Here is a 23,952-nt window from a genome sequence, read left to right as displayed (position 1 = left end):
ACTAGCGAAATTGCGCGAGGAACCGCAAGTCGTTGTCGAAGAACAGACGCAAGTCGTTCACGCCGTAACGCAGCATGGCCAGACGCTCAACGCCCATGCCAAAGGCAAAGCCCGAGAACTCTTCCGGGTCGATCCCGGACATGCGCAGCACGTTCGGGTGAACCATGCCGCAGCCCATCACTTCCAGCCAGCCAGTCTGTTTGCAGACGCGGCAGCCTTTACCGCTGCACATCACGCATTCCATGTCGACTTCGGCGGAAGGTTCGGTGAACGGGAAGTACGAAGGACGGAAACGCACGGCCAGTTCTTTCTCGAAGAACACCCGCAGGAACTCTTCGATCGTGCCTTTGAGGTCGGCGAAGTTGATGTCGCGATCAACCAGCAGGCCTTCAACCTGATGGAACATCGGCGAGTGGGTAATATCGGAGTCGCTGCGATACACACGGCCTGGGCAGACGATGCGGATCGGCGGCTTTTTCGACTCCATGGTGCGGACCTGTACCGGCGAGGTATGGGTGCGCAGCAACATGTTGGCATTGAAATAGAAGGTGTCATGCATCGACCGGGCCGGGTGGTGGCCTGGGATGTTGAGCGCCTCGAAGTTGTGATAGTCGTCTTCGACCTCGGGGCCTTCGGCAATGCCGTAGCCGATATGGGTGAAGAACTGTTCGATACGTTCCAGAGTCCGGGTTACCGGATGCAGACCACCGGAGGTCTGACCGCGGCCCGGCAGGGTCACGTCGATGGATTCGGCAGACAGTTTGGCAGCCAGTTCGGCTTCCTCAAACAGAGCCATGCGCGCATTGAGAACGCCTGTGACACGTTCCTTGGCAACGTTGATCAGGGCGCCGACCTGCGGACGCTCTTCTGCCGGCAAATTTCCCAGGGTCTTCATCACCTGAGTCAATTCACCTTTTTTGCCGAGGTATTGAACCCGGATTTGCTCCAGGGCATTGATATCTTCAGCGCTTTGCACAGCCTCTAGTGCTTGAGAGACCAGCGCATCCAGGTTTTCCATGTACAGACTCCAGATACAAAATAGGGGAAGAGCTTGAAGGCTCTTCCCCTATTTATGACGTTTAACACCTGGCCCCACAGAGGTGAGGCCGGGTGACTGTCGGGGGTACTTAAGCCAAGGTGGCTTTAGCTTTCTCGACAATCGCAGCAAACGCCGCTTTTTCGTTCACTGCCAGATCAGCCAGAACCTTACGGTCGATCTCGATGGACGCTTTTTTCAGGCCAGCGATGAAACGGCTGTAGGACAGACCGTTAACACGAGCACCAGCGTTGATACGAGCGATCCACAGAGCGCGGAACTGACGTTTTTTCTGACGACGGTCACGGTAGGCGTATTGGCCTGCCTTGATTACCGCTTGCTTGGCAACACGGAATACGCGGGAGCGTGCGCCGTAGTAGCCTTTAGCAAGTTTCAGAATTTTTTTGTGACGTTTACGGGCAATGACGCCACGCTTTACACGAGCCATGAGTTACTTCCTCTATTCTTGATCCAAAAATTAACGAAGGCGCAGCATGCGCTCGACTTTTGCCACGTCAGACGGATGCAGCAAGCTGCTACCGCGCAGTTGACGCTTACGCTTGGTCGACATTTTGGTCAGGATGTGGCTCTTGAAAGCGTGCTTGTGCTTGATACCGTTAGCAGTTTTCAGAAACCGCTTAGCAGCACCACTTTTGGTTTTCATCTTTGGCATGTTCGGATACTCCGCATTCAGTTGATAAACATAATCAGAAGGCCTGCCGTGCCCTGTTGATTACTTCTTCTTTTTCGGGGCGATGACCATGATCAGCTGGCGTCCTTCCATCTTAGGATGCTGTTCGACCGAACCGTACTCGAGCAGGTCTTGTTCAACCCGCTTGAGGAGTTCCATCCCCAGCTCCTGGTGGGCCATCTCACGGCCGCGGAATCGCAAGGATACCTTGGCCCTGTCCCCGTCACTCAGGAAACGTACCAGGTTGCGCAGTTTTACCTGGTAATCCCCTTCCTCCGTCCCTGGACGAAACTTGATTTCTTTTACCTGAATCTGCTTCTGGTTCTTCTTCGCCGCGGCAATCTGCTTCTTCTTTTCGAAGATCGATTTGCCGTAGTCCATCACACGGCAAACCGGTGGGACTGCGTCGGCAGAGATTTCTACCAGATCAAGCTTTGCTTCTTCAGCAATACGAAGCGCTTCATCAATCGAGACGATGCCAATCTGCTCGCCATCAGCGCCAATTAACCGAACCTCGCGTGCCGAGATATTCTCGTTGATCGGGGCTTTCGGTGCAGCTCGTTTATCTTGTCTCATTTCACGCTTAATAATAATTACTCCGAATCTGGGCGACCACGCCGGGAAACCGCTTGCGCGAGAAACTCAGCGAACTGGGCGACGGGCATCGAGCCCAGGTCAGCACCTTCACGAGTACGCACAGCGACAGTCTGCATCTCGACTTCCTTATCCCCAATAACCAAGAGATATGGAACCTTGAGCAAAGTATGCTCGCGGATTTTAAAGCCGATCTTTTCATTTCTCAAGTCGGACTTGGCACGAAACCCGCTTTCGTTGAGAGTTTTTTCGACCTGAGCGACGAAATCTGCCTGTTTATCAGTGATATTCATGATCACTGCCTGGGTTGGCGCGAGCCACGCAGGGAATGCACCTTCGTAGTGCTCGATCAGAATCCCGACGAAACGCTCGAACGAACCGAGGATCGCACGGTGCAACATCACCGGATGCTTGCGGCTGTTGTCTTCGGAGACGTATTCGGCTCCCAGACGCACAGGCAGGTTGAAATCGAGCTGCAAGGTACCACACTGCCACACGCGGCCGAGGCAATCTTTCAGAGAGAATTCGATCTTCGGACCGTAGAACGCCCCCTCACCCGGCTGCAGATCGTACGGCAGACCCGCGCTATCAAGAGCTGCAGCCAGCGCAGCTTCAGCGCGATCCCACAGCTCGTCGGAACCGACGCGCTTTTCCGGACGAGTGGACAGCTTCATCTCGACGTCGGTAAAGCCGAAATCGCGGTAAACATCCATGGTCAGCTTGATGAACGCAGCGGATTCAGCCTGCATCTGCTCTTCGGTGCAGAAGATGTGCGCGTCGTCCTGAGTGAACGCACGCACACGCATGATGCCGTGCAGCGCACCCGAAGGCTCGTTACGGTGACAGGCACCGAACTCGGCCAGACGCATCGGCAACTCGCGGTAGCTCTTCAGGCCTTGGTTGAACACTTGCACGTGACAAGGGCAGTTCATCGGCTTGATCGCGTAGTCGCGGCTTTCCGACTCGGTGGTGAACATGTTGTCGGCGTAGTTGGCCCAGTGCCCGGACTTTTCCCACAGGCTACGGTCAACGACTTGCGGCGTTTTGATTTCAAGATAGCCGTTGTCGCGCTGCACCTTGCGCATGTACTGCTCAAGTACCTGGTACAACGTCCAGCCATTCGGGTGCCAGAACACCATGCCCGGCGCTTCTTCCTGGGTATGGAACAGGCCCAGGCGCTTGCCGATCTTGCGGTGATCGCGCTTTTCAGCTTCTTCGATACGCTGGATGTAAGCCGCCAACTGCTTCTTGTCAGCCCAAGCGGTGCCGTAAACGCGCTGCAATTGCTCGTTCTTGGCATCACCGCGCCAGTAGGCGCCGGATAGCTTGGTCAGCTTGAAGGATTTCAGGAAGCGGGTATTCGGCACGTGCGGACCGCGGCACATGTCAACGTATTCTTCGTGATAGTACAGGCCCATGGCCTGCTCGTTCGGCATGTCTTCGACCAGGCGCAGCTTGTAGTCTTCGCCACGGGCCTTGAACACTTCGATCACTTCGGCACGCGGAGTGACTTTCTTGATGACGTCATATTCTGTATCGATCAGCTGTTGCATGCGCTGTTCGATAGCCGCCATGTCGTCCGGAGTAAAAGGACGCTCGAAGGCGATGTCGTAATAGAAACCTTCGTCGATGACCGGCCCGATAACCATCTTTGCAGTCGGGTACAGTTGCTTGACCGCATGGCCGACCAGGTGGGCGCAAGAGTGGCGAATGATCTCCAGCCCCTCTTCATCCTTTGGCGTGATGATTTGCAGCGTCGCGTCGCTGTCGATGATATCGCAGGCGTCGACCAGCTTGCCGTTGACCTTGCCGGCCACGGTGGCCTTGGCCAAACCGGCACCAATGGATGCGGCGACCTCGGCTACGGAAACCGGGTGATCGAATGAACGTTGACTGCCGTCGGGAAGAGTAATAGTTGGCATGGCGCCTCCTCTCCTAGTGGTGACCCCTACCAAAGGTCACGTGGGTTGGGATGAGCCAGTACAAGATCCGATCCTGGCCATTCAATGACGAACGCCTGCCTTACAGCGGCAGGAGCCTTGCGGCCAACCGGAAAACCGAACCAGAGTGACTGGGATTCAAATCAGAAAATTCGTGCACTGCCGCTACCGGGACTGAAGGTCATCCGGAGCCTGCGAACGCCCGAGCCAGGCATGCTAGCACAGATGAACGGTCGCCGATGCACTGTGGTTTTATCGGGAGGCAAATCATCTGTTTTATGCCAGAGTGCTGAACTTGATCGGCCTTCGGGCCCTCAGATAACAAGACATTGACCCACAAGGAGCATCCTCGCATGCGTCTTAATACCCTGCTTGCTGCAGTCGCCCCCCTCGTCTTGCTGCTGCCGCTGAGCGCCCACGCTGACTGGCCAAAGGGCGAGCGTGAGAAATACATGGCTCAGTGCACCCAGGCGGCCACTCCGCAAATCGGTGCCGCTGCCGCAAAATCCCACTGCGCGTGCGGTGCCGATGCCATCAAATCCTATCCGGCCAGTGACATTCAGGCGCTGATGGACAACAAGGCCAGCCAGGAATTGCAACAAAAAGCCCTGGGGCAAATTGCCAAATGCAAGGCCAATACCCCGGCGAAAAAATGATGAAAAAGGCCTTTTCACTGCCCCCAGCACCGCTGAAAAGCATCTGATTCAGGCCTTTTCGTACGATTTATGCAGGTTTTACAGGTTTTTTTATTGTCTTTATTTTTCGCTCGAGGCCTTTTAAACCGGGGCCTCCAGCCGAAACAGGCAGTAAAGAAAACACGACTGATTGGCAAACAGCACGTCCGGGGGGCTACCAAAGCGAACATTTCGACTATGATACCCCGGTGTGCCCAGTTGGCCTGAGCAGCACAGTACTACTGAAAATATATGTTTCTTGGAGATACACCATGTCTAATCGCCAAACCGGCACCGTTAAATGGTTCAACGATGAAAAAGGCTTCGGCTTCATCACTCCTCAAGGTGGCGGTGACGACCTGTTCGTACACTTCAAAGCTATCGAAACTGACGGTTTCAAAAGCCTGAAAGAAGGCCAGACCGTCTCCTTCGTGGCTGAGAAAGGCCAAAAGGGTATGCAAGCTGCACAAGTCCGCCCAGAGTAATCTTCCGGCGCACTAAAAAAACCCCGTCCATGTGACGGGGTTTTTTATGGGTGAAACAAAAGCCCGAGAGGCTCAGCCACAGTTGACGCGAGTGATCACCAAGTTCTGATCGGTATTGAGGTTGAGGCGATCAGAGCGGTACTCCAACGTAATCATGTCATTAGGCTTTAGGAACCGAGCGTTCTGCGCACCGGCCTTCTTGCGCGCCTGCTCCAACAGCTCCGGCGAAGCTTTCTTGCCGAGAGCGAACTCCGCAGCTGATGCCTCACAACGATCATGACCCGCCTCAGTCGTCACGGGATCCTTCTGCGATTCACTGGAGGTTGTACCGCAACCCGCCAACAGAGCAACGATCATCAGTGCACCCAGTGACACGAACTTGCAAGGCATTGAAGCCTCCTTATTTCAATTTTGAGCAGAGATCGTGCGACCGCCAATACGGCGTTTGGTTTCACGGTGAGTGCCATCACCCTGCCCCACGATCGGAAAAACGCCGAGTGTGCCTTAGCCAAGCCTGAAGCATCACCCCGTAAAACGTCACTGAATATTAATGACGTTCAGTAGACGTCTATGTAGTCGTAGGAAGGGTTCGGCCAATTGTCCTTGAGTGCATTGAAGATCTGCATGACCCAGACTTCATCGCTGGCCGCGACATTTCCCACATATCCCGAGCCTTTAGCCCAGGTCTCCAGGCGAAACAGCAGGCCATCGATGTCCTGCCCACCAGTGACACCCGAAGAGATATAGGCAATCCCGCCCTTGGTCACACGCAGCTGAGTGTGATCATCATCACTGGCCGACGCCAGCATCTGGCGGACAGCATCAAGGCTAAGGCCGTCGGGGCTATTCAAATCGATCTGCACTGCTCAATCCTTGTTTTATTGCGGAAACAACCAAGTGTCGCATAGCCCCACGCTCATGCCTAAGTCGCAGTGCCAAACGTTCGGCAAAGTGGTTAACTCAGGACTCAGATCCTGTGACCGAGCCTGCCATGACTACCGTGAGTATTACCGCCGACATCAAGGCCACCTGGCCACAGGGGCACAGTTCTTACAGTCCAGGCAGTCCGGAAGAATTGGCATTGATCAGCATCGATTTACTGGTGAAGACGCTGGGACCGCAGGGCGCACAGTCGTTCATTGCCCAATTGTTCGAGAAGTATCCCGATGACTTCAAAGGGACATCGGATACCGAGAGGGAGTAAAAGCCCGCAAGCTGACACCTGCGGGCGCATGGCTTACTTCAGACGTTTCAGACGCTCGGTCAGCAGATCGAAGAAGCCCTGGGCGTCGCCGTTCTCAACCCAGAAGGCGTTCTTCGGTGCCTTGAGGCCGTCATACCAATCGACAATGGTCTGGCCGAACGTCGGGCCTTCACGGCTGTCGACGACCACATTCACCGAACGACCCGTGAACAGTTCAGGCTTGAGCAGATAAGCCACGACGGTGGCATCATGCACCGGACCACCCGGAATGCCGTAGTGCTCCATATCCCCTTTGATGTACTCGTTGAGAATGTCGCCGACAATCTTGCTTGCATTGTTGTTCAGCGCCGCGATCTGCTTCAGGCGCGCATCGCTGGTCAGGATCTTGTGGGTCACGTCCAGCGGCAGGTAGGTCAGTTTCACGCCGCTTTTGAGCACCACCTCCGCTGCCTGCGGGTCGGCGTACAGGTTGAACTCGGCCACTGGCGTGATGTTGCCGCCGTTGAAGTGGGCGCCCCCCATGATCACCACTTCCTTGATCCCCTGAACGATCTCCGGTTCCTGAATCAGTGCCAGGGCCAGGTTAGTCTGTGGACCGAGCATCGCGATGGTGATGCTGTGCGGCTTGGCTTTTTTCAGGGTGTCGATCAAGTAGTTGACCGCACTGCCTTCGGCCAGGCCTTTTTTCGGCTCGTGCACGGTGACACCCGACAGGCCTTCCTTGCCATGGATGTTTTCGGCGTAGATCGGCGTGCGCATCAGCGGTTTCGGCGCACCGGCGTACACCGGGACCTCTTCTCGCCCTGCCCACTCACGGGCCAACCGGGCATTGCGCGAAGTTTTGTCCAGACGCACGTTGCCGGCCACGGTGGTCAACGCGCGAATGTTCAGTTCCTCCGGGGAGGCCAGGGCAAACAACAGGGCGACCACGTCGTCGGCGCCCGGATCGGTGTCGATGATCAGGTCGATCTTTTCTGCCGCCTGGGCGCCGGTCGCGGTTATAACGGACAAAAGCAGCAGACTCCGAATCAGTTGATGCATTTTTTGAGCATAGCGGTGCATGGCGCACTCCTTGTGCAAATGAAATCGAAAGGGTTGAATCCTGTTAGAACGTAACACCGGCTACCAGCACGATGTTGCAGTACGGCTGACATTCGCCCGTACGAACAATCGCTCGTGCCTGTCGGCTGAGTACCTTGAATTGCTCGTGACTGAGCAGGTCACGCCGCCCCAGCGAGCCTTCGTTATTCAGCTCGTCCAGCGTGGACAGCGCAGTCGGTTGCTTGTCGAAAATCTCCTTGGCCAGCGCATGGCTTTCCACCTGCATTTCGCTGAGCACGACTTTCAGGGTACTGACAAAGTCCGGTACGCCGTGCGTCAACGCCAGGTCGATCAGCTCGACACCCGGCGGCACCGGCAGGCCAGCGTCGCCGATCACGACCATGTCGCCATGTCCAAGAGAAGCAATCAGCCTCGACAGGGCGACATTGAGCAAAGGAGTCTTTTTCATGCGGGTTTGAATGCCTGTACGTCGGAGGTGGTAGGAATGGAGGGCTGGGCACCTGCCCGGGTGACCGACAGGGCCGCAGCGACTTGCCCGAAACGAATGGCCTCGTCCTCGGTTTTGCCGGCCGCCAGCGCAGCCGCAAATCCGCCGACAAAGGTATCCCCCGCGGCAGTGGTATCGACAGCCTTTACTTGGGGTGCAGGAAAATGCTGGTAACCCGTGTCGTTGGCGAACAATGAGCCTTGAGCCCCAAGTGTGATGATGACCTTGCCAGCGCCCAGTGAAATCAGGTGCGCCGCAGCTTTTTCAGCGGTCTCCAGCGAATCCACCGGCAGGCCGCTGAGGGCGGCGGCCTCGCTCTCGTTGGGAATCAGGTAATCGATGGCGGCAAACCAGTCCGCCGGCAGCGGGCGACTGGCCGGCGCCGGGTTGAGGATGACCATCTTGCCCAGCTCACGTCCACGTTTCAGCGCATGGCCGACCGTCGCATCGGGGATTTCCAGCTGGCAGATGATCACGTCGGCAGCCTGCAGCACGGCGTCGAACCGGTCGATAACCGCCGGAGTCATCGAACCATTGGCACCGGCCACGATGACAATCGCGTTCTGACTGTTGTCATCGACCACGATCAGCGCCACGCCACTGGAATCCTCCACCACACTGACCGACTGACAATCGATCTGCTCGGCCAGCAGGGCTTCGCGCAATTGCACGCCATAGGCATCGTTGCCCACACAGCCGATCATCGACACCTGCGCACCCAGTCGCGCGGCAGCTACGGCCTGATTGGCGCCCTTGCCACCGGACACGGTCGCGAAGGAATGGCCGATCAGCGTCTCGCCGCCCCGGGGCAAGCGCGGCGCCCGGGTGACCAGGTCCATGTTCAGACTGCCTATTACCACTACATTTGCAGACATACATCACTACTCTTCAATTCGTTTCAGCGGTATTCGGTGAACACGCCGGACAGCGGTGCAGTCGATTCGCGCAGGACAATACTCGGGGTCACGATCCGCTGATCCGTCGCCAGATCCGGGGCAGCAATTCTTCGCAACAAGACTTCCGCCGCCATTTCACCTAACTGAAGGATCGACTGGCCCACGGTCGTCAGCGCTGGATACACGTAGCGACTCATCTGAATGTCGTCGAAGCCGATCACCGACAGCTCGGCGGGCACCCGCACGTTACGTTCTGCCGCCGCTCGCAACACGCCAATGCCGATCATGTCGTTACCGGCAAAGATCGCGCTCGGCGGGTTGCGCTCAAGCAGGACCGAAGCCGCGCTGTAACCGCCGGTGCTGGTGAAGTCGCTTTCCAGCATGCGCGACGGGGACACCGCAACACCGGCTTCTTTCATCGCGCGACAAAAACCGGCCTGACGCATTTGCGCGACGCTGGTGCTGGCCGGACCACCGATCGTGGCGATATCGCGATGACCGAGCTCAAGCAGATGCCGCGTCGCGAGGTACGCGCCATATTCGTGATCGATGCGCACCAGATCGGCATCCACACCTTCGAGCCCACGGTCGACAATCACCATCGGCGTCTTTACGCCCGCCAGTCCTTGCGCCAGACCGCTGTCGCCACCCGCAGAGGCGACGATCAAGCCGTCGATGCGTTTTTCCAGCAGGACCCGCAGGTAGCTGCGCTGCTTGTCCGGGTTGTCGTCGGAGTTGCAGAGAATCACGCAGTAGCCGTTGCGCTCGCAGTAATCCTCGATCCCGCGCGCCAGTTCGGCGAAGTACGGATTGAGGCTGTTGGGTACCAGCAACCCGATGGTAGCGGTGGTTTTCGCTTTCAGCGAACGGGCCACGGCGCTCGGCACATAGTCGAGACTCTTGATCGCCGCCTCGACCTTGAGCCGCACCTCTTCGCTCACCGGTCGGGTTTTGTTCACTACGTGGGACACGGTCGTGTAGGAAATTCCTGCAAGTGCCGCCACATCCTTGATCGTTGCCATTTATCAGCCCCGTCGGCTTGCGCGTTGACTGCGATAGGTATCGAGCACCACGGCGATCACGATCACCGCGCCGGTGATGATGCGCTTGGTCGGCTCAGTCGCGCCAATCTGCGCCAGACCGGCCGCCAGTACGGAGATGATCAATACACCGAAAAAGGTACTGATTACCGAACCACGTCCGCCCATCAGGCTGGTGCCACCGATCACCACAGCAGCGATCACTTGCAGCTCAAGGCCGGAACCGGCGTTCGGGTCGGCCGCTTCCAGCCGGGAAATCTGGAACAGCGCCGCCATACCGGCGAGCAGGCCCATCAGGCTGAACACCAGGATCTTGTAAGGTTTTGGATTGATCCCCGCCAGACGCACCGCTTCTTCGTTAGTGCCAATGCCGATCAGGTAGCGACCGAACACGGTACGTGTGAGAACAGCCTGGGCAACGAAAATGACCAGCAAGGCAATGATGAACGACGGCGAAATACCAAAGGCGATCGGGTTCGACAGCCACGCAAAGGAATCACCGATGTAGGCTGTGCGCGAACCGGTCATCTGATAGGCCAGGCCACGGGCCATCTCCAGAACACCCAGAGACACGATGAACGACGGAATTCGCCACGCCACGGTAATCGAGCCGGTAACCGTGCCGGCCAACGCCGCGACGGCCATACCCAACAAGGCAGCCGGCAACACGCTCCAGCCCCAGCCAAGAATCGCCACGCTGACAGTAGAGGCCGCGAGTGCCAGTACCGAGCCTACCGACAGGTCGATCCCGCCGATGATCAGGACGAACGTCATGCCCACCGCCAGCACCATCAGGTCGGGAATCTGGTTGGCCAGAGTACTGAAGGTGTTGTACGACAGAAAATGGCTGCTCATGACCGAGAACAGCGCAATCATTGCCAGCAATGCGCCGGCGAGGCCCAGATAAGTGCCGAGGCCGTAGAAATTGCCACTGGATTTGCCGGCGGAAGATGCAGTTTTCATGGGAGATCCCTAGGCGCTGCTTCGTTGAGCAACGCATCACGTTTCTGGTAGCCGGCAAACGCGGCGGCAAGCAAGTCATCCTGGGTCCAGCTGTCGCGCTCGAAGGTGTCGATCAGACGCCCCGCCGACAACACGCCGATGCGATCGCAGATCAGCATCAGCTCGCGCAAGTCGCTGGATACCACCACCAGCGCCTTGCCCTGGCGGGTCAATTCGCCAAGCAATGCATAGATATCGAATTTGGCGCCGACGTCGATACCGCGAGTCGGTTCATCGAACAGCAGCACCGAACAATCGCGCTCAAGCCAACGCCCGATCACCACTTTTTGCTGATTACCGCCGGACAGCTCGGACACCAACTGCGTCGGGCTGGAACTGCGGATGCGCATGGCGTCGATCTGCCGCTGTGCGAGCTTCGTTTCATCGCCGTTGTTGACGAATCCACCGCTGGAAATTTCCGGCATGTTGCCCAAGGCAATGTTGGCGCTGATCGACTGGCTCAGCAGCAGGCCTTCTCCCTTGCGATCCTCGGTGATCAAGGCGATGCCATTGCGCACGGCATCGACTGGCGAGCGAATGCTCACCGTTTTTGCCGGAGAACCGAGTGCAACGGTGCCACTGTCCGCGATATCGGCGCCGAAGATCAGCCGCAAAAGTTCGGTGCGCCCCGCCCCGATCAGACCCGAGATGCCAAATATTTCACCGGCGCGCACTTCAAAGGACACGTCTCGAACCTTGTCGGAGCGGGTCAGGCCTTTGACTGTCAAGGCTGGCGCACCGATATGGCGAGCCCCTAGATCGATATGCTCGCCCAATTCGCGACCGACCATCAGAGTGACCAGTTGCTCGCTGTTGTAATTGGCCATCGGCTCAACGCATACCAGGTTGCCGTCGCGCAGTACGGCAATGCGCTGGGCGACCCGGGCCAGTTCTTCCAGGCGATGGGAGATATAGATGATCGAGACACCACGCGCCTGCAACCGGGTGATCTGCTCGAACAACATCTCGACTTCGCGCGCGGTCAGCATCGCGGTCGGTTCGTCGAGAATCAGCACATGACAATCGCCGATCAGGTTGCGGGCGATTTCGACCATTTGCTGGTGACCGATGCCCAGCTCGCCGACCAAAGTGTCCGGGTCGATGGCATCGAGGCCAACTTGAGCCATGGCTTCGATGGCAGCCTTGCGCAGTTGCTTGCGACTGATCCAGCCACCGTTGCTCGGCAGGTTGTCGAGGAACAGGTTTTCCGCCACCGATAGCGTCGGCAGCAGATTAAGCTCTTGCATGACCATGCGCACACCCAGCTCTTCAGCCTGCGTGCGGCTGCCGGGGCGATAATCCTTGCCGTGAAACTGCATCTGGCCGGTGGTGGGCGTGACCAGCCCGCCGATGATCTTCGACAGGGTGCTTTTGCCGGCACCGTTCTCACCGGTCAGCGCCAGCACTTCACCGCGCATCAACGTCAGGTCGATGCCGGTCAGAACCGGTTGCGCATAGGTCTTGCCGATACCGCTGACCGAGAGGACAGCGTTCGGAGCGGAAACTGACATAAAAATCTCCATGCGCTCGCCCGGGCGGACGAGCGCCGTTGTGTCGCCAAAGGACTTACTTGGTGACCAGCTCGACAGGCGTTTCGATCACGCCATTTGCACCGCTGTCGACTTTCTCGCCCTTCATGATTTTCAGCGCGGTCTCGATGCCAAACACCGCTTGCTTCGCGGCGTACTGGTCGGCCGTCGCCAGAACGCGGCCGTCCTTCAGCATGGGCTTGATGGCATTGATGTTGTCGTAGCCGACAACCTGCACCTGACCGGCCTTGCCGGCAGCGCGCACGGCGGAAACGGCGCCTACGGCCATACTGTCGTTGCCGGCCAGCAGTGCCTTGACGTCCGGGTACTCGCTGAGAATCGAAGCGGCCACCTTGTTGCCCTTGTCAATTTCCCAATCGCCGGACTGCAGGGAAACAACCTTGATCTGCGCAGCCTCCATCGCATCCTTGAAGCCAGCGGTACGCTGCTGGGCGTTGGTCGTCGTGGAAACGCCTTCAATGATGCCGACTTCGTCACCGGCCTTCAGCTGCTTGGCCAGGTACTCGCCCACCAGACGCGCGCCTTTGCGGTTGTCCGGGCCTACAAACGGAACGCTGATGTTCTTGCTTTTCACCACAGCCGGATCGAGCTGATTATCGATGTTGATCACGGTGATACCGGCATCGACGGCCTTCTTGATCACCGGCACCATCGCCTTGGAATCAGAAGGCGCGATGACCAGCGCGTTGACCTTAGCCAGAATCATCTGTTCGACGATGCGCGTCTGCCCCGCCGTATCGGTTTCGTCCTTGATGCCGTTGGAGATCAGGTCGAAATCGGCGGAATGTTCTTTCTGGTAGGCCTTGGCGCCGTCTTCCATGGTCAGGAAGAATTCGTTGGCCAGGGATTTCATGACCAGAGCGACTTTGGGTTTTTCAGGGGACTCGGCGAAAGCCGAAGAGACAGGCAGTGCGGCGGATGCGGCAGCCAGCATGGCGACAGCAAGAAGACGTCCAGCGAATGGCAGCTTCATGGGTTCACTCCGATCTTATGATTATTGTGAGCAACGCTTGCGCTGGCGTAAGCTCGCTGTACCCCACGACGAAATCAATTCACCGCGAAGACCGCGCAAACGTTTGCGTAGACCGAACTATGCGAATCACGCCGACATTTGTCAACAATCAGAAATCGGTATCTTATTGCAGGGCGAATCCACGAATTCGCCCTCGAGTGTTCAAGCCGTAGTGTTGACCACGTTTCCGGCGGAAGAACCCTTCGACATTTCCTTGACCAGTGCAGCCGAGACTTCCAGCAGGGCACCGCTGGTTTGAGCGATCTGCCCCTGGATGGACATCACCGCTTGCGACTTGGCTTCTGGCGTTGGATAACTCGCAGCCTGCGCGGCAGCCAGTTGCTGTTGCTGCTCCTGAAGCTGCTTCTGCAATTCCTGCATGCGTTTGAGCAGCGTCTTGATAGTGACGCTCAGATTATCACCGCCTTCAGCCGTGCCTGTGCTTGCCTCCTGGGCAGGAGTACTGGTTCTGATCTGATTGGTTTCAACCTTTTCAGTACCCAGTGCCTCGTCGGACGCGTCGGCTTCGGCTTCACTCATTGCATTGATCGTTGCTGCGGTTTTTCCGCCGATCGTGACCGCACCGGGATTTGAAATACCGATCGTCAGTGACATGTTAACTCCCTAAATTTCAGTGTCCTTTTAGCTCCCATCGGCCCGGGGGGAGGTTTCTTTAGCAGAAAACGCAAAAACGGCAACCTGATTTGCATCGACAGATGCAGTAGTCCTTTTCGGAGAGCCGAACAAGAAAGCCTCCACTGTTCGGAATACCGAATAAACGGCTCCTGCAAAAAAAACAAAACTCAACAAATACTGATATAAATCAGAAGGTTAAATACTTCTCTAAAGCAAAGTACGACTGGTACAGATCCTGCTCCCTCCCTGCACCCCTGGCATTCAGATCGGCCCGGGGCGCATCTAGATGAACCTGCATCAGCACCGTCTCACTACTAGAGAGAAAAATAATGACATCTGCTTTGAAGAATTTCGTTCCGGGCGCTTTGGCCCTTCTCCTGCTCCTGCCAACCGCCCTCCAGGCAAAAGAAGCTGAAACCCAGGCCAAACTGGCGAACGTGGTGGTATTGGCCACCGGCGGCACCATTGCCGGCGCTGGCGCCAGCGCAGCCAATAGTGCGACCTATCAGGCCGCGAAGGTGGGCGTCGAGCAATTGATCGCCGGCATTCCCGAACTGAGCAAGCTGGCCAATGTGCGGGGCGAACAGGTCATGCAAATCGCCTCGGAAAGCATCACCAACGAAAACCTCCTGCAGTTGGGTCGTCGCGTTTCCGAACTGGCCGACAGCAAAGACGTCGATGGCATTGTCATCACTCACGGCACCGACACGCTGGAAGAGACCGCGTACTTCCTGAACCTGGTTGAAAAAACCGACAAGCCGATCATCGTCGTCGGCTCCATGCGCCCCGGCACCGCCATGTCGGCGGACGGCATGCTCAACCTGTACAACGCCGTGGCCGTCGCCAGCAGCAAAGAAGCTCGCGGCAAAGGCGTATTGGTGACCCTGAACGATGAAATCCAGTCGGGTCGAGATGTCAGCAAGATGATCAACATCAAGACCGAAGCCTTCAAAAGCGCCTGGGGCCCGCTCGGCATGGTGGTTGAAGGCAAATCCTACTGGTTCCGACTGCCAGCCAAGCGTCACACCATGGATTCGGAATTCGATATCAAAAACATCAAGACTCTTCCCGATGTAGAAATCGCCTATTCCTACGGCAACGTCAGCGACACAGCCTACAAGGCTTTTGCCCAGTCCGGCGCCAAGGCGATCATCCACGCTGGTACCGGCAACGGCTCGGTTTCCTCCCGCGTGGTTCCGACCCTGCAAGCGCTGCGCAAGGACGGCGTGCAAATCATTCGCTCCTCGCACGTCAATGCCGGTGGTTTCGTTCTGCGCAACGCCGAACAGCCTGACGACAAATACGACTGGGTGGTTGCTCACGACCTGAACCCACAGAAAGCCCGCATCCTGGCCATGGTTGCGCTGACCAAGACCAACGACAGCAAAGAGCTGCAACGGATGTTCTGGGAATACTGATCTGCTTTCGTCCGATCCTTTCCTGATCGGGCACTGGCTTCCCCCTTCGTCAACCTGACGAATGGGGAAGCTCCCGCCTCCTCCAAAGAAAAATTTCACCCGAGTGACATCAAAACCGGAAAACCGCTGTCAGAGGATTTTCTTGAATTTTAAGCAGTTGCGAAAATGCCTACAGTTAAATACTGTATGCACGTACAGCTTAATAAGGATAACCTCGTGGCCACTTCCCCTGATGCTCCTGACGCTTACGAACGCATGGGCATGCGCGTTCAAAAAATCATCAACTCCCCCACCGCACAAAAAGCCAAAGCCGCACTGATCTTCCGCCTCCCGGAAGAGCCGGCGGACGCGTGGGAGCGCTTGCTGGAGGAAATCGACGAGAACGACAACGTCACCCTCGCCTACCGTGACGATGGCGGCGTACAGATTTTCTGGGTTGTACCGAAGGAAGATTGATTCAATGATTCTGCGTTTTGCTGCTGTGCTGTTGCTGTTTATCTCCCTTGGTGCGCAAGCTGGCGCACCGCGTACGTTCACCGAGGCCAAGAAGGTCGCCTGGAAACTGTACGCCCCACAATCCACCGAGTTCTATTGCGGGTGCAAATACACCGGCAACAAGGTCGATCTGGCCGCCTGCGGCTATGTCCCACGCAAGAACGCCAAGCGGGCGTCCCGCATCGAATGGGAGCACATCGTTCCCGCGTGGCAATTCGGCCATCAACGTCAATGCTGGCAGGAAGGAGGTCGCAAGAATTGCACACGCTACGACCCGGTTTATCAGAAAGCCGAAGCCGATCTGCACAACCTGGTGCCGAGCATCGGCGAGGTTTATACGGTAGAGAACCAAATCTGACGAAACGTTGACGCTCCCTAACTCACTGATTTACCTTGAATTCAGACAAATAAATTCGAGGCACTGCCCTGTGAGGATCCGTTACGTAGAAAACATCGCATGGTCGGGCGGCGCCATCAGCACCTACGCGATCCTCAAGGATGGGCCGCTTGAAGCAGACAGTATCGTCCCTGCACCCTCCCTTTTTTTGACGCATCTGGCTCAAAAGGGCCACTTCAAAAACAGCCTCAAGGCAGCCGCAGACGACCTGAAAAGCTTCTTCCAAGCCTTGAGCGATCACGATCAGGATTGGAGGAATCTCAGGGACACGGATATGTCCGGATACCTTTATTCGCACCTAGCGATGCAGAGGGCGTTTGTAGACAAATCAATTCAACGGCATATTTCAACACTGAGATCATTCTATAACTTTGCGTGGGAAACTGGCCTACTTATCTCACCTCCGAAATTCAGTTACACGTACCGTACAACAGAATTAAAAAAGCAAGGCGACGCTAAGAAGAAAGTCAACTTCGACTTATATAATCAGTACGTCGACAAGAGCTTATTCGAAACACTATTGGGCAACGTAATTACAAAGTCCGCCTTTGAAAAAGAGCGAGATGAATTGGTACTTCAGCTTGGATACCATTGCGGACTTAGATCTAGCGAAGTTACCGACCCAAGAAACCTCATTACCAGTGATTTGCGGAAACTCATAGCGAGCGCAGAAAAGATTGAGAGCCAAACGATTACTGTATCGATTATTGGCAAAGGCGAGAAATTAAGAAAAGTTGATATCCACCCTAAAGCATTCAGAAAGATAAAGTTCTTTATAGAAGGCCGAAGAAGTTCGATACCAGATGGCTCATTGATATGCAAGGCCGATGGCTCATCCTTATCACTGGAACATGCCACATACGTTTTTAGGGTAGCCAAGAAATCAGCTAGCGCCCATATCGATACCGTCATAGCAAAACTTCACAAAGAAGATCCGCTCATGCATTTCATCAGCGATATATCTTTCCATTCGCTGACATTTCATGCTATGCGACATACATACGCAACAAATCTTGTTGACTTCTGCTACAAACATGGTTACGACCCTTGGCAATACGTACCAGAACAAATGGGGCATGAAGATGAGGAAACAACAGAAGAATATGTAGTCTTCGATGGTAAAATTCATCGTCGAGAAAAAATAAGGCGGGCACTGAACGATGAATCAGATGAATGATGATCCTAATGTTGAAGACCATAAACCGAAACTCTCCTCTCTGGCTCCTAGCTCATTATTAAACTTTAGTCCATCAGATTTTTTTGCGATTGTGGCAGTGCAGAAAACTATGGGTGGTCAAGTAGAGCAGATGCGCGTTGACATTCCAGAGCAGTTCAAGTCCTGCCCTGTTTTTTTGTGTCTGATTCGTTATCTCAACAGTGGTGCACTCAAAAAAACGTCCCCGCATAACGCCTACTCTAGGGTTAACAGGTTCAAAAACCTTGAGAAGTGGGCAATCACAGAATACCCCAACGCGTCAACATTGCCAGACGCATTTATTCAAGATTATGTTCGTTATTTTCGGACAGTTAAAGAGCTTGAACAAAACTCGATTTGCGCATACATGTCCGGATACCGGACGGCATTCCAATGGTTTGTCGAGGATACGCACGGCGAGCCCCTCCAATCGGAAGCAGCATCCAAAATCAAAAGGGTAATGGCGTATATCCCATCTGTCTCCAATAGGGCAGCGCGCGCCACAAAAAGCCTTGGGCAGATTACAGACCAACTCGAAAAAGACGAACTGAAAATTGTACGTTCGACAATCCGGTTTTGCTGCCAATTTTTGAAAGAGATGAATAGACAGCGCCTAGATTTGTTCAGCAACCCAGAAGTCATGAACAAAGTAGCAGAGATACTGTCGCAATGTGGTGATGACTTTGAAGAGCTCAAATTCAGCACAAAAAATAGCAAACGAAGCGTTCAGTACAAACCCTTAGCATTGGCTATCCTCCACAGCGACAACCTGCAGCTTAAAGAACGTTTGTTGCATAACCAAACTGATTTCCGTTACGCACAAATTGAACAAAGCCAACCTTTAACTCTTGAACAAGCAAATCTGCAGATCAAGCGAGGCTTGCGTGAATCAGGAGCGTTAGATACTCAACCTGAAAATATTGAAGACACATTATATTTTCATAATATCGATTACCTATTCTTGATCAAACACACGCCAAGCGAAGAACTCGCTTTTGCATGGCTCCTTGCCACCGACCGGATACAACTGACTGGCATACTAGACATGTTGGTTAGTGATCTACGGATAACGCCAAGCGCTGCATCTCCAATTTACATTAAAAACCGCAGTGCGAAACGTATCAGAGAGGTAGCTGCACATCCGCCAAGATCAATGCAATACGAAGCCTACGCCGTTTTCGAATCACTGAAGCAAAGTTTTCGTAGATTTTTCCCTTTGAGCAGTGAAAAGCTATTCGACCTGCCTACTACCGGTAATATCCAATGCATCGATAGCGCTGTATTCAGACCTTTGGCAATGGCCTCTTATCCACAAACCGCCCAATACAAAGCGCAGTTTTCCTCATCGCAAGAAGTGGAGCTTTTCTCTGATATTGTTCGACGTGTATCAGAAAACAATCGGGCTATCTGGCGAAATACTAAGACGAGACGAGAAAATGAATCTCGTGGCGTTACTGGAGAATCCCCTACACCGGTGAAGAGACAAACAATCACTGTGACCGCGATAGCCCAATCCCGAGCCATTCTAGATGTTGACGAAGGTAATGCCTCCAACGAAGCTTTTGAAAAGTATTCACAGGAAGTAGTTGGTGCTGATGCAACAGCGCATTCTGTAGGCGTAAAGAAGGTTGTTTACATCAATGCCAGCGAGACAAAATATCGCCTAGACAAGCGCGCAAAATTCGCCACCAGTGTCGGCCATTTAATGGTTGAAGATGCTAGAAAGGTTCAAGCGGCGCTAAGCGAAGAAAGTTTCATTAGCATTGAAGACCTGAAAGTCATGCTAGGTTGGGCGGAGCAAAAGAGCGACCAAGGAGAGCTGGAGGAATTTGACAATTTGCTATTGTCTGCTCAGCAAGCTGGATTTACGGTTTCACCTTTTGGGGAATTGGAAAAGGGTAATGAAAAATTCATTATTACAAATCCAATCACAGCCGCTTTGCTTCTCAATTACCGCGATGCATGCATTAATCATCTCCAATCTCTTTCCGTGGTGGATGACCTGAAAGCATTTTCCATTGCAATGCAGGTAGCTCACATTGAAAGCGCGCTTGAAAAATTCGATCAGAAAACAACTTTTCAGGGAAAAGAAATGATGGATAAGTTTACTTTCCCTACGCCGATTATCAGGTGAGACGATGATACTAGAAAGAGCTGTAGATAACGCCCTTATCACGTTATCGTCCCAAATTGAATCAATGCCCAATCAGTTAGGAGACGATTGCTTTCTGATCCAGGAGCCTCTTCATGGAAAATTCTACACTGTTAGTTTTGAGTGGAATTGCTCTGAGTCGAAGAAAGTTTTTGCACAGATGTATTTTCTGCAAAGCGATATTTCCCAAGGGTATGCTGATGACAAGGGGCGAATTGTCGTAAGCAGTCTATCAAGCGCGCGCCAGGAACTGGCCTACCTTCGCGATATCTGTGAATACTGGGAAAGCTACTTCCCAGACAGGGCACTGCAGTCCCTCTCCAGATTAGAAATGCAGACAATGTATCGTTATTTTATGGTACGTAAGGACAACACCAAAGAGGCAATAGGCGTTCTCGGCACTTCCACAATGGTAATGTTGAGTAAAATTTTCGACAGAACAAATACCATGGTGCACACGGGCGAGCTACCTGATGGAACCACTCATCGGATGACTGAGCTCTTTAGAAAGACCATCATGGAGCCGTTGCTCGCCCCCTTAGAGATTGAATATTCTGAGTGGAAAAAAGGCGGCAGCTACGGGTCGATTCCCATGACCTGCGCCTCAATAATGCTAGCTGAGGCCATAACGCTAATAGAATCAGACGAAGCGAAAATTGCAGTTATTTTCTTTAGCCAGTGGCGCAAGCTCAAATCAAACATTGCGAATTGGTTCGGGACAAAAGATCGGTTAGCTTTATTTCGAAGGATTCAATCTCCTAACTACAAGCTGACTCGCTTTGAGAGGGATTGGGCCGAATCTGCGATAGAAATGGGTGAAGCCATTGATAATGCAACCAATGCATCCTTCGACCGCTTACCGTGGAAAACTATTGGCGAGCTCACTGAGTTTTGCCGTTTGCTTTCAAAGGCCAGTATCGCAACCATTGCGTTGTTGAGCGGCTTTCGTATTCATGAAATTCAAGGCATGAAGATAAACGACTATAAGAAGGATCCCGATGGCTCCTGGTGGTTTAAATCTGTAAACAATAAGACGGAATCTGGATTCTCTCACCCCAGATCCTTACACGGTCTGGCAGCGGCTGCTGCTGACTTGATGAAAGCTATTACGGTTGTAGACACTGACGTATTCAATCTCCCATTAATTCATAGCGGATACCGGGATGGCGCTTTTCAGGTAGCTCGCGGGTGGGGGAAGCTCAGTGCAAAGGAATGGCTTGCTGACGCGGGTTATAGCATTGGTAATTTAACCCTTTGGTTTAAAGAGTTTTACCAGACTCACGTAGTCGAAAAACACCCTGAAGCAGGAAAGATTCACTCTGCCGTATCTCCGCATCAGGCCCGGCATACATTCGCCGAATTTGCTCTGCGCAGGTTTGACGGTAATGTAATGGAAAAAATTCGTGAGCACTTCCGGCATTCGCATGGCTCCTTCCACACTCGAAGATATACGGGTGAAAAATTAAAAGAGTCGATTCGAATGAGCATGGAACGTGACTATCTGAAAGAAGTCATGGGAAGAATCGCCGTAGGTGGTCTCGATGATCGTTTTTATGGGCCTGCAGCGCGGCGAATCGATAAAGAAATGGCAGAGATTTCCATTTTTTCCGCTGATGAGTTTGAATCCCACCTTAACGACTTAGCAGACCAGTTCGTGCGTTTTACCGCTTTCGAGTGGGGCTATTGTGCATTGCGCCAGAGCGAGCAAAATATTGCGAAATGTCATGACCCTGCTACTGGAATCCCGAACGTTGACCAACGTAGCGCACCCGAAATATGCGCAGGTTGTCCGCATAGCATGAATAATAATCTGCAGAAACATGAGCTTGAGCGAATAGCTATTTCACACCAATTCATTGCCGAGAATCATCCCCTTAAGTCCTTAGGAAAAATCAGCTCTGAGGTGGTCAGGAAAATCTCTAAACGTCTGGATGAAGGTGTGGCCGCATGAGATTTAGCCTTGGTAATTATTCCAATGCTGCGAAGCCGACCGAGGAACCCGAATGGGTAACCTCGGACACGAAGCGAAACCTCTACCAGGCTGTTTGCAAGGCTTATGAGCACATCAAGTCTGAGATTGAGGCAGGAGCAAATCTCAGATTGAACAAACGAAAGATTGTTGCTCGGGACATAGCTAAAGCAGGCAATGTCCACGACAGTTTGCTGAATAAAAGGAGGCAACCCGAGATCCATGAACTGATATCTCAACACAATGTTGCTTTAGAACAATTGTGGGACAGTTGTGCTGCAAGGCGGTACGCAACAGGTAGAAAGCTGACAAAACGTCAGATTCAGAATGAATCACGCACGCAAGCTCAAGAAATCGAAAGGCTTTCCAATCTGAAGCTTGCTGATGCTCTCGCAGCTGCTATCGAGAATCAAATGGTGGATAGCCATAAAACATTGATCGTGACAATTGAACACCTCATAGCAGAAAACGCAGATTTACAGCACAGAAATGCTGAACTCTCAAAACAGCTTCGCCAGATGATGAAAATGCTTAATACCAAGAAAGAAAAATGATTCAAGTGTGATAGAGAGCGGCACCCTACCCTACAAGCGCTTATCATATGCTATGCGTCATTTGATCAATATTGCTGCAAGCGTGCTAATCATCTTGGCCAACCTGCTCCTATTTTTTGGCCAATTCATGCTTGACGCATCCTTGGTAATACGTGTTCTTGACGGCAGCAGGTTTCAATCTTGATTTACTTTTGTAGGTTTGCTCGGTTATTCCTAACGCCATCTTTGGCATCCATGGCTTAGAATATGTGCGTTTTTTCAGATTATTCTTCGCGCTGTACAATGTGACACCCGAAAGCTTGGATTGTTGCGCAGAGCCCGCGACCCCTGCTCCCCATTTGCAAACTTCAATTTCATTCTTGGTAAGATTTTTCGCTTGCGCTGGTAAGGTCACGATGGCTGCCGTAAGCGCCACCAGTACCAAATTCAATATCCGCATATGATTCCGCTGTATTAATAGAAAGGTAGGTTGTGTCATCTATATCGGGCAATAAGCTTTGTTGGCTAAATACACACTATCTATTTATCCTACCGGAAATCATGAATGTTGCAAAGTCGCGCGCCGAACCAGATACTAATAAACAATACCTGCAAGGTTTGCCAGGAAATAATATCCTCATCCGTTGAGCGTAATGATATATGAGCATATCGAATAGTAGTTCGAACAAGGGTTTACCATCACGGCCACGTCCGGCACCGAATCGACCGTTACCGTGCGACGACCTTGACAACTATGGAGATTACCCGCCAGAAGAAATGGATCTGGACGACGTTGAGGTAATTTGGTGGTCAGTAGGGACGACAATGAACAAGAAAGCGCTACGAGCAAAACTGGCCGTTCTGGCGAAAAGAAATGCGCAAACATATGGCTGCTACCATTATGTGCCGATATCGGACGCGCAATGTCGTGGACGGTATCCTAGGGGTGTCATTAGGGTTATCAAGCAGGTACTTAAACAATATAAAGCAATCGGTGCGTACGATAATCGGTTGTCAATCCAATCAGATATTTGGCACGAGATGACGAGAGCAGCGTTGGATTGGATTCCGGTGAAATCTGTACCTAAGCATTTGCGAGGTACGCGCCTGGAATCTGAGTTGGGTCTTTAGGATACTGTTTCGTGCGTGCCCCTACAGGGGACGGCTGTCGTAAACCGAGCCTTGACGCGAGCGTCTGCGTCTCGGCCCTCCGGGCTTTCATCCTCACGCCTGCGCGCTCCGCCTGCTGCTGTACAACTGCCTCCCCCTTCGCTATGGAGCTTTAGCAAATATCGACAGCGTTTGATTCATCCTTCAATAAATGGAAGAAGCCATAGTGGAGTAATTGTTTGATTGAAAAGACAAGCTACCGATATCAACCATCAGGAAGTTCGTCATATCCATGACGCGTTGCTTATGCTCCTGGTGCGACTAACCGCCTCTCAGAAGCTAACTCGACAATCCTTTCGATGTGCGATGCTCGC

25 protein-coding genes and 1 pseudogene are annotated in these 23,952 nt (G+C 53.5%); 10 read left to right on the top strand and 16 right to left on the bottom strand.

Features of this window, described 5'->3' with window-relative positions:
• Position 1 precedes the first annotated feature (1 nt).
• The 5 genes from pheS to thrS form a co-directional block, all read right to left on the bottom strand.
• The gene (pheS, locus tag ACKJSM_RS23645) at positions 2 to 1,018 is read right to left on the bottom strand and encodes a phenylalanine--tRNA ligase subunit alpha (protein WP_011333387.1); all 1,017 of its coding nucleotides are present in this window, start codon (positions 1,016 to 1,018) and stop codon (positions 2 to 4) included.
• A gap of 109 nt (positions 1,019 to 1,127) precedes the next feature.
• Complete coding sequence (rplT, locus tag ACKJSM_RS23640) at positions 1,128 to 1,484, bottom strand: 50S ribosomal protein L20 (protein WP_002553161.1); 357 nt, start codon at positions 1,482 to 1,484, stop codon at positions 1,128 to 1,130.
• Positions 1,485 to 1,514: 30 nt separating this feature from the next.
• Positions 1,515 to 1,709: a 50S ribosomal protein L35 gene (gene rpmI / locus ACKJSM_RS23635; RefSeq protein WP_002553160.1), complete on the bottom strand. Its 195-nt coding sequence runs from the start codon at positions 1,707 to 1,709 to the stop codon at positions 1,515 to 1,517.
• A gap of 60 nt (positions 1,710 to 1,769) precedes the next feature.
• Positions 1,770 to 2,321, bottom strand: coding sequence for a translation initiation factor IF-3 (gene infC / locus ACKJSM_RS23630; RefSeq protein WP_169432615.1), 552 nt, complete (start codon positions 2,319 to 2,321; stop codon positions 1,770 to 1,772).
• Positions 2,321 to 4,243 (bottom strand): threonine--tRNA ligase, encoded by a 1,923-nt coding sequence (thrS, locus tag ACKJSM_RS23625; protein ID WP_007956031.1) that lies wholly within the window; start codon positions 4,241 to 4,243, stop codon positions 2,321 to 2,323. The genes infC and thrS overlap by 1 nt, the downstream gene beginning before the upstream one ends.
• A gap of 371 nt (positions 4,244 to 4,614) precedes the next feature.
• Here thrS and ACKJSM_RS23620 point away from each other — a divergent pair, with 371 nt between their 5' ends.
• Both ACKJSM_RS23620 and ACKJSM_RS23615 read left to right on the top strand, forming a co-directional pair.
• Positions 4,615 to 4,917, top strand: a complete 303-nt coding sequence (locus tag ACKJSM_RS23620) for a hypothetical protein (protein WP_085747799.1) — start codon at positions 4,615 to 4,617, stop codon at positions 4,915 to 4,917.
• 290 nt (positions 4,918 to 5,207) lie between these two features.
• Entirely contained in the window at positions 5,208 to 5,420 is a 213-nt protein-coding gene (locus ACKJSM_RS23615; protein ID WP_007956027.1) for a cold-shock protein, read from the top strand.
• A 72-nt stretch (positions 5,421 to 5,492) separates the two neighbouring features.
• On the opposite strand, the gene ACKJSM_RS23610 is transcribed toward ACKJSM_RS23615, so the two are convergent.
• Both ACKJSM_RS23610 and ACKJSM_RS23605 read right to left on the bottom strand, forming a co-directional pair.
• A complete protein-coding gene (locus tag ACKJSM_RS23610; RefSeq protein ID WP_236180734.1) occupies positions 5,493 to 5,810 on the bottom strand; it encodes an I78 family peptidase inhibitor in 318 nt (105 codons plus the stop codon).
• A gap of 167 nt (positions 5,811 to 5,977) precedes the next feature.
• A complete protein-coding gene (locus tag ACKJSM_RS23605; protein ID WP_236180731.1) occupies positions 5,978 to 6,283 on the bottom strand; it encodes a hypothetical protein in 306 nt (101 codons plus the stop codon).
• A 128-nt stretch (positions 6,284 to 6,411) separates the two neighbouring features.
• On the opposite strand from ACKJSM_RS23605, the gene ACKJSM_RS23600 reads away from it, so the two are divergent.
• Entirely contained in the window at positions 6,412 to 6,624 is a 213-nt protein-coding gene (locus ACKJSM_RS23600) for a hypothetical protein (RefSeq protein WP_236180729.1), read from the top strand.
• Positions 6,625 to 6,657: 33 nt separating this feature from the next.
• Here the strand turns inward: ACKJSM_RS23600 and ACKJSM_RS23595 are convergent, their stop codons facing one another.
• The 8 genes from ACKJSM_RS23595 to ACKJSM_RS23560 form a co-directional block, all read right to left on the bottom strand.
• Positions 6,658 to 7,686, bottom strand: a complete 1,029-nt coding sequence (locus ACKJSM_RS23595; protein WP_236180727.1) for a nucleoside hydrolase — start codon at positions 7,684 to 7,686, stop codon at positions 6,658 to 6,660.
• A 43-nt stretch (positions 7,687 to 7,729) separates the two neighbouring features.
• Complete coding sequence (rbsD, locus tag ACKJSM_RS23590; RefSeq protein WP_410239009.1) at positions 7,730 to 8,134, bottom strand: D-ribose pyranase; 405 nt, start codon at positions 8,132 to 8,134, stop codon at positions 7,730 to 7,732.
• Positions 8,131 to 9,048 carry a ribokinase gene (rbsK, locus tag ACKJSM_RS23585; RefSeq protein WP_410239008.1) on the bottom strand — a complete coding sequence of 306 codons (918 nt, stop codon included), beginning with the start codon at positions 9,046 to 9,048 and terminating at the stop codon, positions 8,131 to 8,133. Before rbsK ends, rbsD begins: the two co-directional genes overlap by 4 nt.
• A gap of 23 nt (positions 9,049 to 9,071) precedes the next feature.
• Entirely contained in the window at positions 9,072 to 10,091 is a 1,020-nt protein-coding gene (locus ACKJSM_RS23580) for a LacI family DNA-binding transcriptional regulator (RefSeq protein WP_236180721.1), read from the bottom strand.
• 3 nt (positions 10,092 to 10,094) lie between these two features.
• A complete protein-coding gene (locus ACKJSM_RS23575; protein ID WP_410239007.1) occupies positions 10,095 to 11,072 on the bottom strand; it encodes an ABC transporter permease in 978 nt (325 codons plus the stop codon).
• Positions 11,069 to 12,622: a sugar ABC transporter ATP-binding protein gene (locus tag ACKJSM_RS23570; protein WP_236180718.1), complete on the bottom strand. Its 1,554-nt coding sequence runs from the start codon at positions 12,620 to 12,622 to the stop codon at positions 11,069 to 11,071. Before ACKJSM_RS23570 ends, ACKJSM_RS23575 begins: the two co-directional genes overlap by 4 nt.
• A gap of 55 nt (positions 12,623 to 12,677) precedes the next feature.
• The gene (locus tag ACKJSM_RS23565; protein WP_236180716.1) at positions 12,678 to 13,634 is read right to left on the bottom strand and encodes a sugar ABC transporter substrate-binding protein; all 957 of its coding nucleotides are present in this window, start codon (positions 13,632 to 13,634) and stop codon (positions 12,678 to 12,680) included.
• A 201-nt stretch (positions 13,635 to 13,835) separates the two neighbouring features.
• A complete protein-coding gene (locus tag ACKJSM_RS23560; RefSeq protein WP_236180714.1) occupies positions 13,836 to 14,288 on the bottom strand; it encodes a hypothetical protein in 453 nt (150 codons plus the stop codon).
• Positions 14,289 to 14,638: 350 nt separating this feature from the next.
• Between ACKJSM_RS23560 and ACKJSM_RS23555 the strand changes: the two genes are divergently transcribed.
• The 7 genes and pseudogenes from ACKJSM_RS23555 (at position 14,639) to ACKJSM_RS23525 (ending at position 22,489) form a co-directional block, all read left to right on the top strand.
• Positions 14,639 to 15,727, top strand: coding sequence for an asparaginase (locus ACKJSM_RS23555; protein ID WP_236180707.1), 1,089 nt, complete (start codon positions 14,639 to 14,641; stop codon positions 15,725 to 15,727).
• Positions 15,728 to 15,913: 186 nt separating this feature from the next.
• Positions 15,914 to 16,183, top strand: coding sequence for a DUF1654 domain-containing protein (locus ACKJSM_RS23550; protein ID WP_373874307.1), 270 nt, complete (start codon positions 15,914 to 15,916; stop codon positions 16,181 to 16,183).
• A gap of 4 nt (positions 16,184 to 16,187) precedes the next feature.
• Positions 16,188 to 16,556: pseudogene (locus ACKJSM_RS23545) on the top strand (endonuclease); the annotation flags it as partial.
• Between the two features lie 94 nt (positions 16,557 to 16,650).
• Positions 16,651 to 17,796, top strand: coding sequence for a tyrosine-type recombinase/integrase (locus ACKJSM_RS23540; RefSeq protein ID WP_410239006.1), 1,146 nt, complete (start codon positions 16,651 to 16,653; stop codon positions 17,794 to 17,796).
• A complete protein-coding gene (locus ACKJSM_RS23535) occupies positions 17,789 to 19,948 on the top strand; it encodes a hypothetical protein (RefSeq protein ID WP_410239005.1) in 2,160 nt (719 codons plus the stop codon). The genes ACKJSM_RS23540 and ACKJSM_RS23535 overlap by 8 nt, the downstream gene beginning before the upstream one ends.
• A 4-nt stretch (positions 19,949 to 19,952) precedes the next feature.
• Positions 19,953 to 21,917, top strand: coding sequence for a DUF5129 domain-containing protein (locus ACKJSM_RS23530; protein ID WP_236180693.1), 1,965 nt, complete (start codon positions 19,953 to 19,955; stop codon positions 21,915 to 21,917).
• Positions 21,914 to 22,489, top strand: a complete 576-nt coding sequence (locus tag ACKJSM_RS23525) for a hypothetical protein (RefSeq protein WP_410239004.1) — start codon at positions 21,914 to 21,916, stop codon at positions 22,487 to 22,489. The genes ACKJSM_RS23530 and ACKJSM_RS23525 overlap by 4 nt, the downstream gene beginning before the upstream one ends.
• A 109-nt stretch (positions 22,490 to 22,598) precedes the next feature.
• On the opposite strand, the gene ACKJSM_RS23520 is transcribed toward ACKJSM_RS23525, so the two are convergent.
• Positions 22,599 to 22,928 (bottom strand): hypothetical protein, encoded by a 330-nt coding sequence (locus ACKJSM_RS23520; RefSeq protein ID WP_236180691.1) that lies wholly within the window; start codon positions 22,926 to 22,928, stop codon positions 22,599 to 22,601.
• Between the last annotated feature and the right edge of the window lie 1,024 nt (positions 22,929 to 23,952).

Origin of the sequence: Pseudomonas sp. PHC1 (assembly GCF_046487845.1) — a bacterium.
GTDB classification, from domain to species: domain Bacteria; phylum Pseudomonadota; class Gammaproteobacteria; order Pseudomonadales; family Pseudomonadaceae; genus Aquipseudomonas; species Aquipseudomonas sputi.
The sequence above is the reverse complement of the archived record's forward strand: the minus strand, read 5'-3'. Positions and strand labels throughout refer to the sequence as shown.

What these genes read in the sequence shown, in the direction of transcription:
- ACKJSM_RS23615 (WP_007956027.1), top strand. Translation starts at nt 5,208, where the DNA reads ATGTCTAATCGCCAAACCGGCACCGTTAAATGGTTCAACGATGAAAAA.
- ACKJSM_RS23535 (WP_410239005.1), top strand. Translation starts at nt 17,789, where the DNA reads ATGAATGATGATCCTAATGTTGAAGACCATAAACCGAAACTCTCCTCT.
- ACKJSM_RS23595 (WP_236180727.1), bottom strand. Translation starts at nt 7,686, where the DNA reads ATGCACCGCTATGCTCAAAAAATGCATCAACTGATTCGGAGTCTGCTG.
- ACKJSM_RS23530 (WP_236180693.1), top strand. Translation starts at nt 19,953, where the DNA reads ATGATACTAGAAAGAGCTGTAGATAACGCCCTTATCACGTTATCGTCC.
- rpmI (WP_002553160.1), bottom strand. Translation starts at nt 1,709, where the DNA reads ATGCCAAAGATGAAAACCAAAAGTGGTGCTGCTAAGCGGTTTCTGAAA.
- ACKJSM_RS23565 (WP_236180716.1), bottom strand. Translation starts at nt 13,634, where the DNA reads ATGAAGCTGCCATTCGCTGGACGTCTTCTTGCTGTCGCCATGCTGGCT.
- ACKJSM_RS23570 (WP_236180718.1), bottom strand. Translation starts at nt 12,622, where the DNA reads ATGTCAGTTTCCGCTCCGAACGCTGTCCTCTCGGTCAGCGGTATCGGC.
- rbsD (WP_410239009.1), bottom strand. Translation starts at nt 8,134, where the DNA reads ATGAAAAAGACTCCTTTGCTCAATGTCGCCCTGTCGAGGCTGATTGCT.
- ACKJSM_RS23610 (WP_236180734.1), bottom strand. Translation starts at nt 5,810, where the DNA reads ATGCCTTGCAAGTTCGTGTCACTGGGTGCACTGATGATCGTTGCTCTG.
- pheS (WP_011333387.1), bottom strand. Translation starts at nt 1,018, where the DNA reads ATGGAAAACCTGGATGCGCTGGTCTCTCAAGCACTAGAGGCTGTGCAA.
- ACKJSM_RS23600 (WP_236180729.1), top strand. Translation starts at nt 6,412, where the DNA reads ATGACTACCGTGAGTATTACCGCCGACATCAAGGCCACCTGGCCACAG.
- rbsK (WP_410239008.1), bottom strand. Translation starts at nt 9,048, where the DNA reads ATGTCTGCAAATGTAGTGGTAATAGGCAGTCTGAACATGGACCTGGTC.
- ACKJSM_RS23520 (WP_236180691.1), bottom strand. Translation starts at nt 22,928, where the DNA reads ATGCGGATATTGAATTTGGTACTGGTGGCGCTTACGGCAGCCATCGTG.
- ACKJSM_RS23555 (WP_236180707.1), top strand. Translation starts at nt 14,639, where the DNA reads ATGACATCTGCTTTGAAGAATTTCGTTCCGGGCGCTTTGGCCCTTCTC.
- ACKJSM_RS23525 (WP_410239004.1), top strand. Translation starts at nt 21,914, where the DNA reads ATGAGATTTAGCCTTGGTAATTATTCCAATGCTGCGAAGCCGACCGAG.
- ACKJSM_RS23575 (WP_410239007.1), bottom strand. Translation starts at nt 11,072, where the DNA reads ATGAAAACTGCATCTTCCGCCGGCAAATCCAGTGGCAATTTCTACGGC.
- ACKJSM_RS23560 (WP_236180714.1), bottom strand. Translation starts at nt 14,288, where the DNA reads ATGTCACTGACGATCGGTATTTCAAATCCCGGTGCGGTCACGATCGGC.
- thrS (WP_007956031.1), bottom strand. Translation starts at nt 4,243, where the DNA reads ATGCCAACTATTACTCTTCCCGACGGCAGTCAACGTTCATTCGATCAC.
- ACKJSM_RS23620 (WP_085747799.1), top strand. Translation starts at nt 4,615, where the DNA reads ATGCGTCTTAATACCCTGCTTGCTGCAGTCGCCCCCCTCGTCTTGCTG.
- rplT (WP_002553161.1), bottom strand. Translation starts at nt 1,484, where the DNA reads ATGGCTCGTGTAAAGCGTGGCGTCATTGCCCGTAAACGTCACAAAAAA.
- ACKJSM_RS23550 (WP_373874307.1), top strand. Translation starts at nt 15,914, where the DNA reads ATGCACGTACAGCTTAATAAGGATAACCTCGTGGCCACTTCCCCTGAT.
- ACKJSM_RS23580 (WP_236180721.1), bottom strand. Translation starts at nt 10,091, where the DNA reads ATGGCAACGATCAAGGATGTGGCGGCACTTGCAGGAATTTCCTACACG.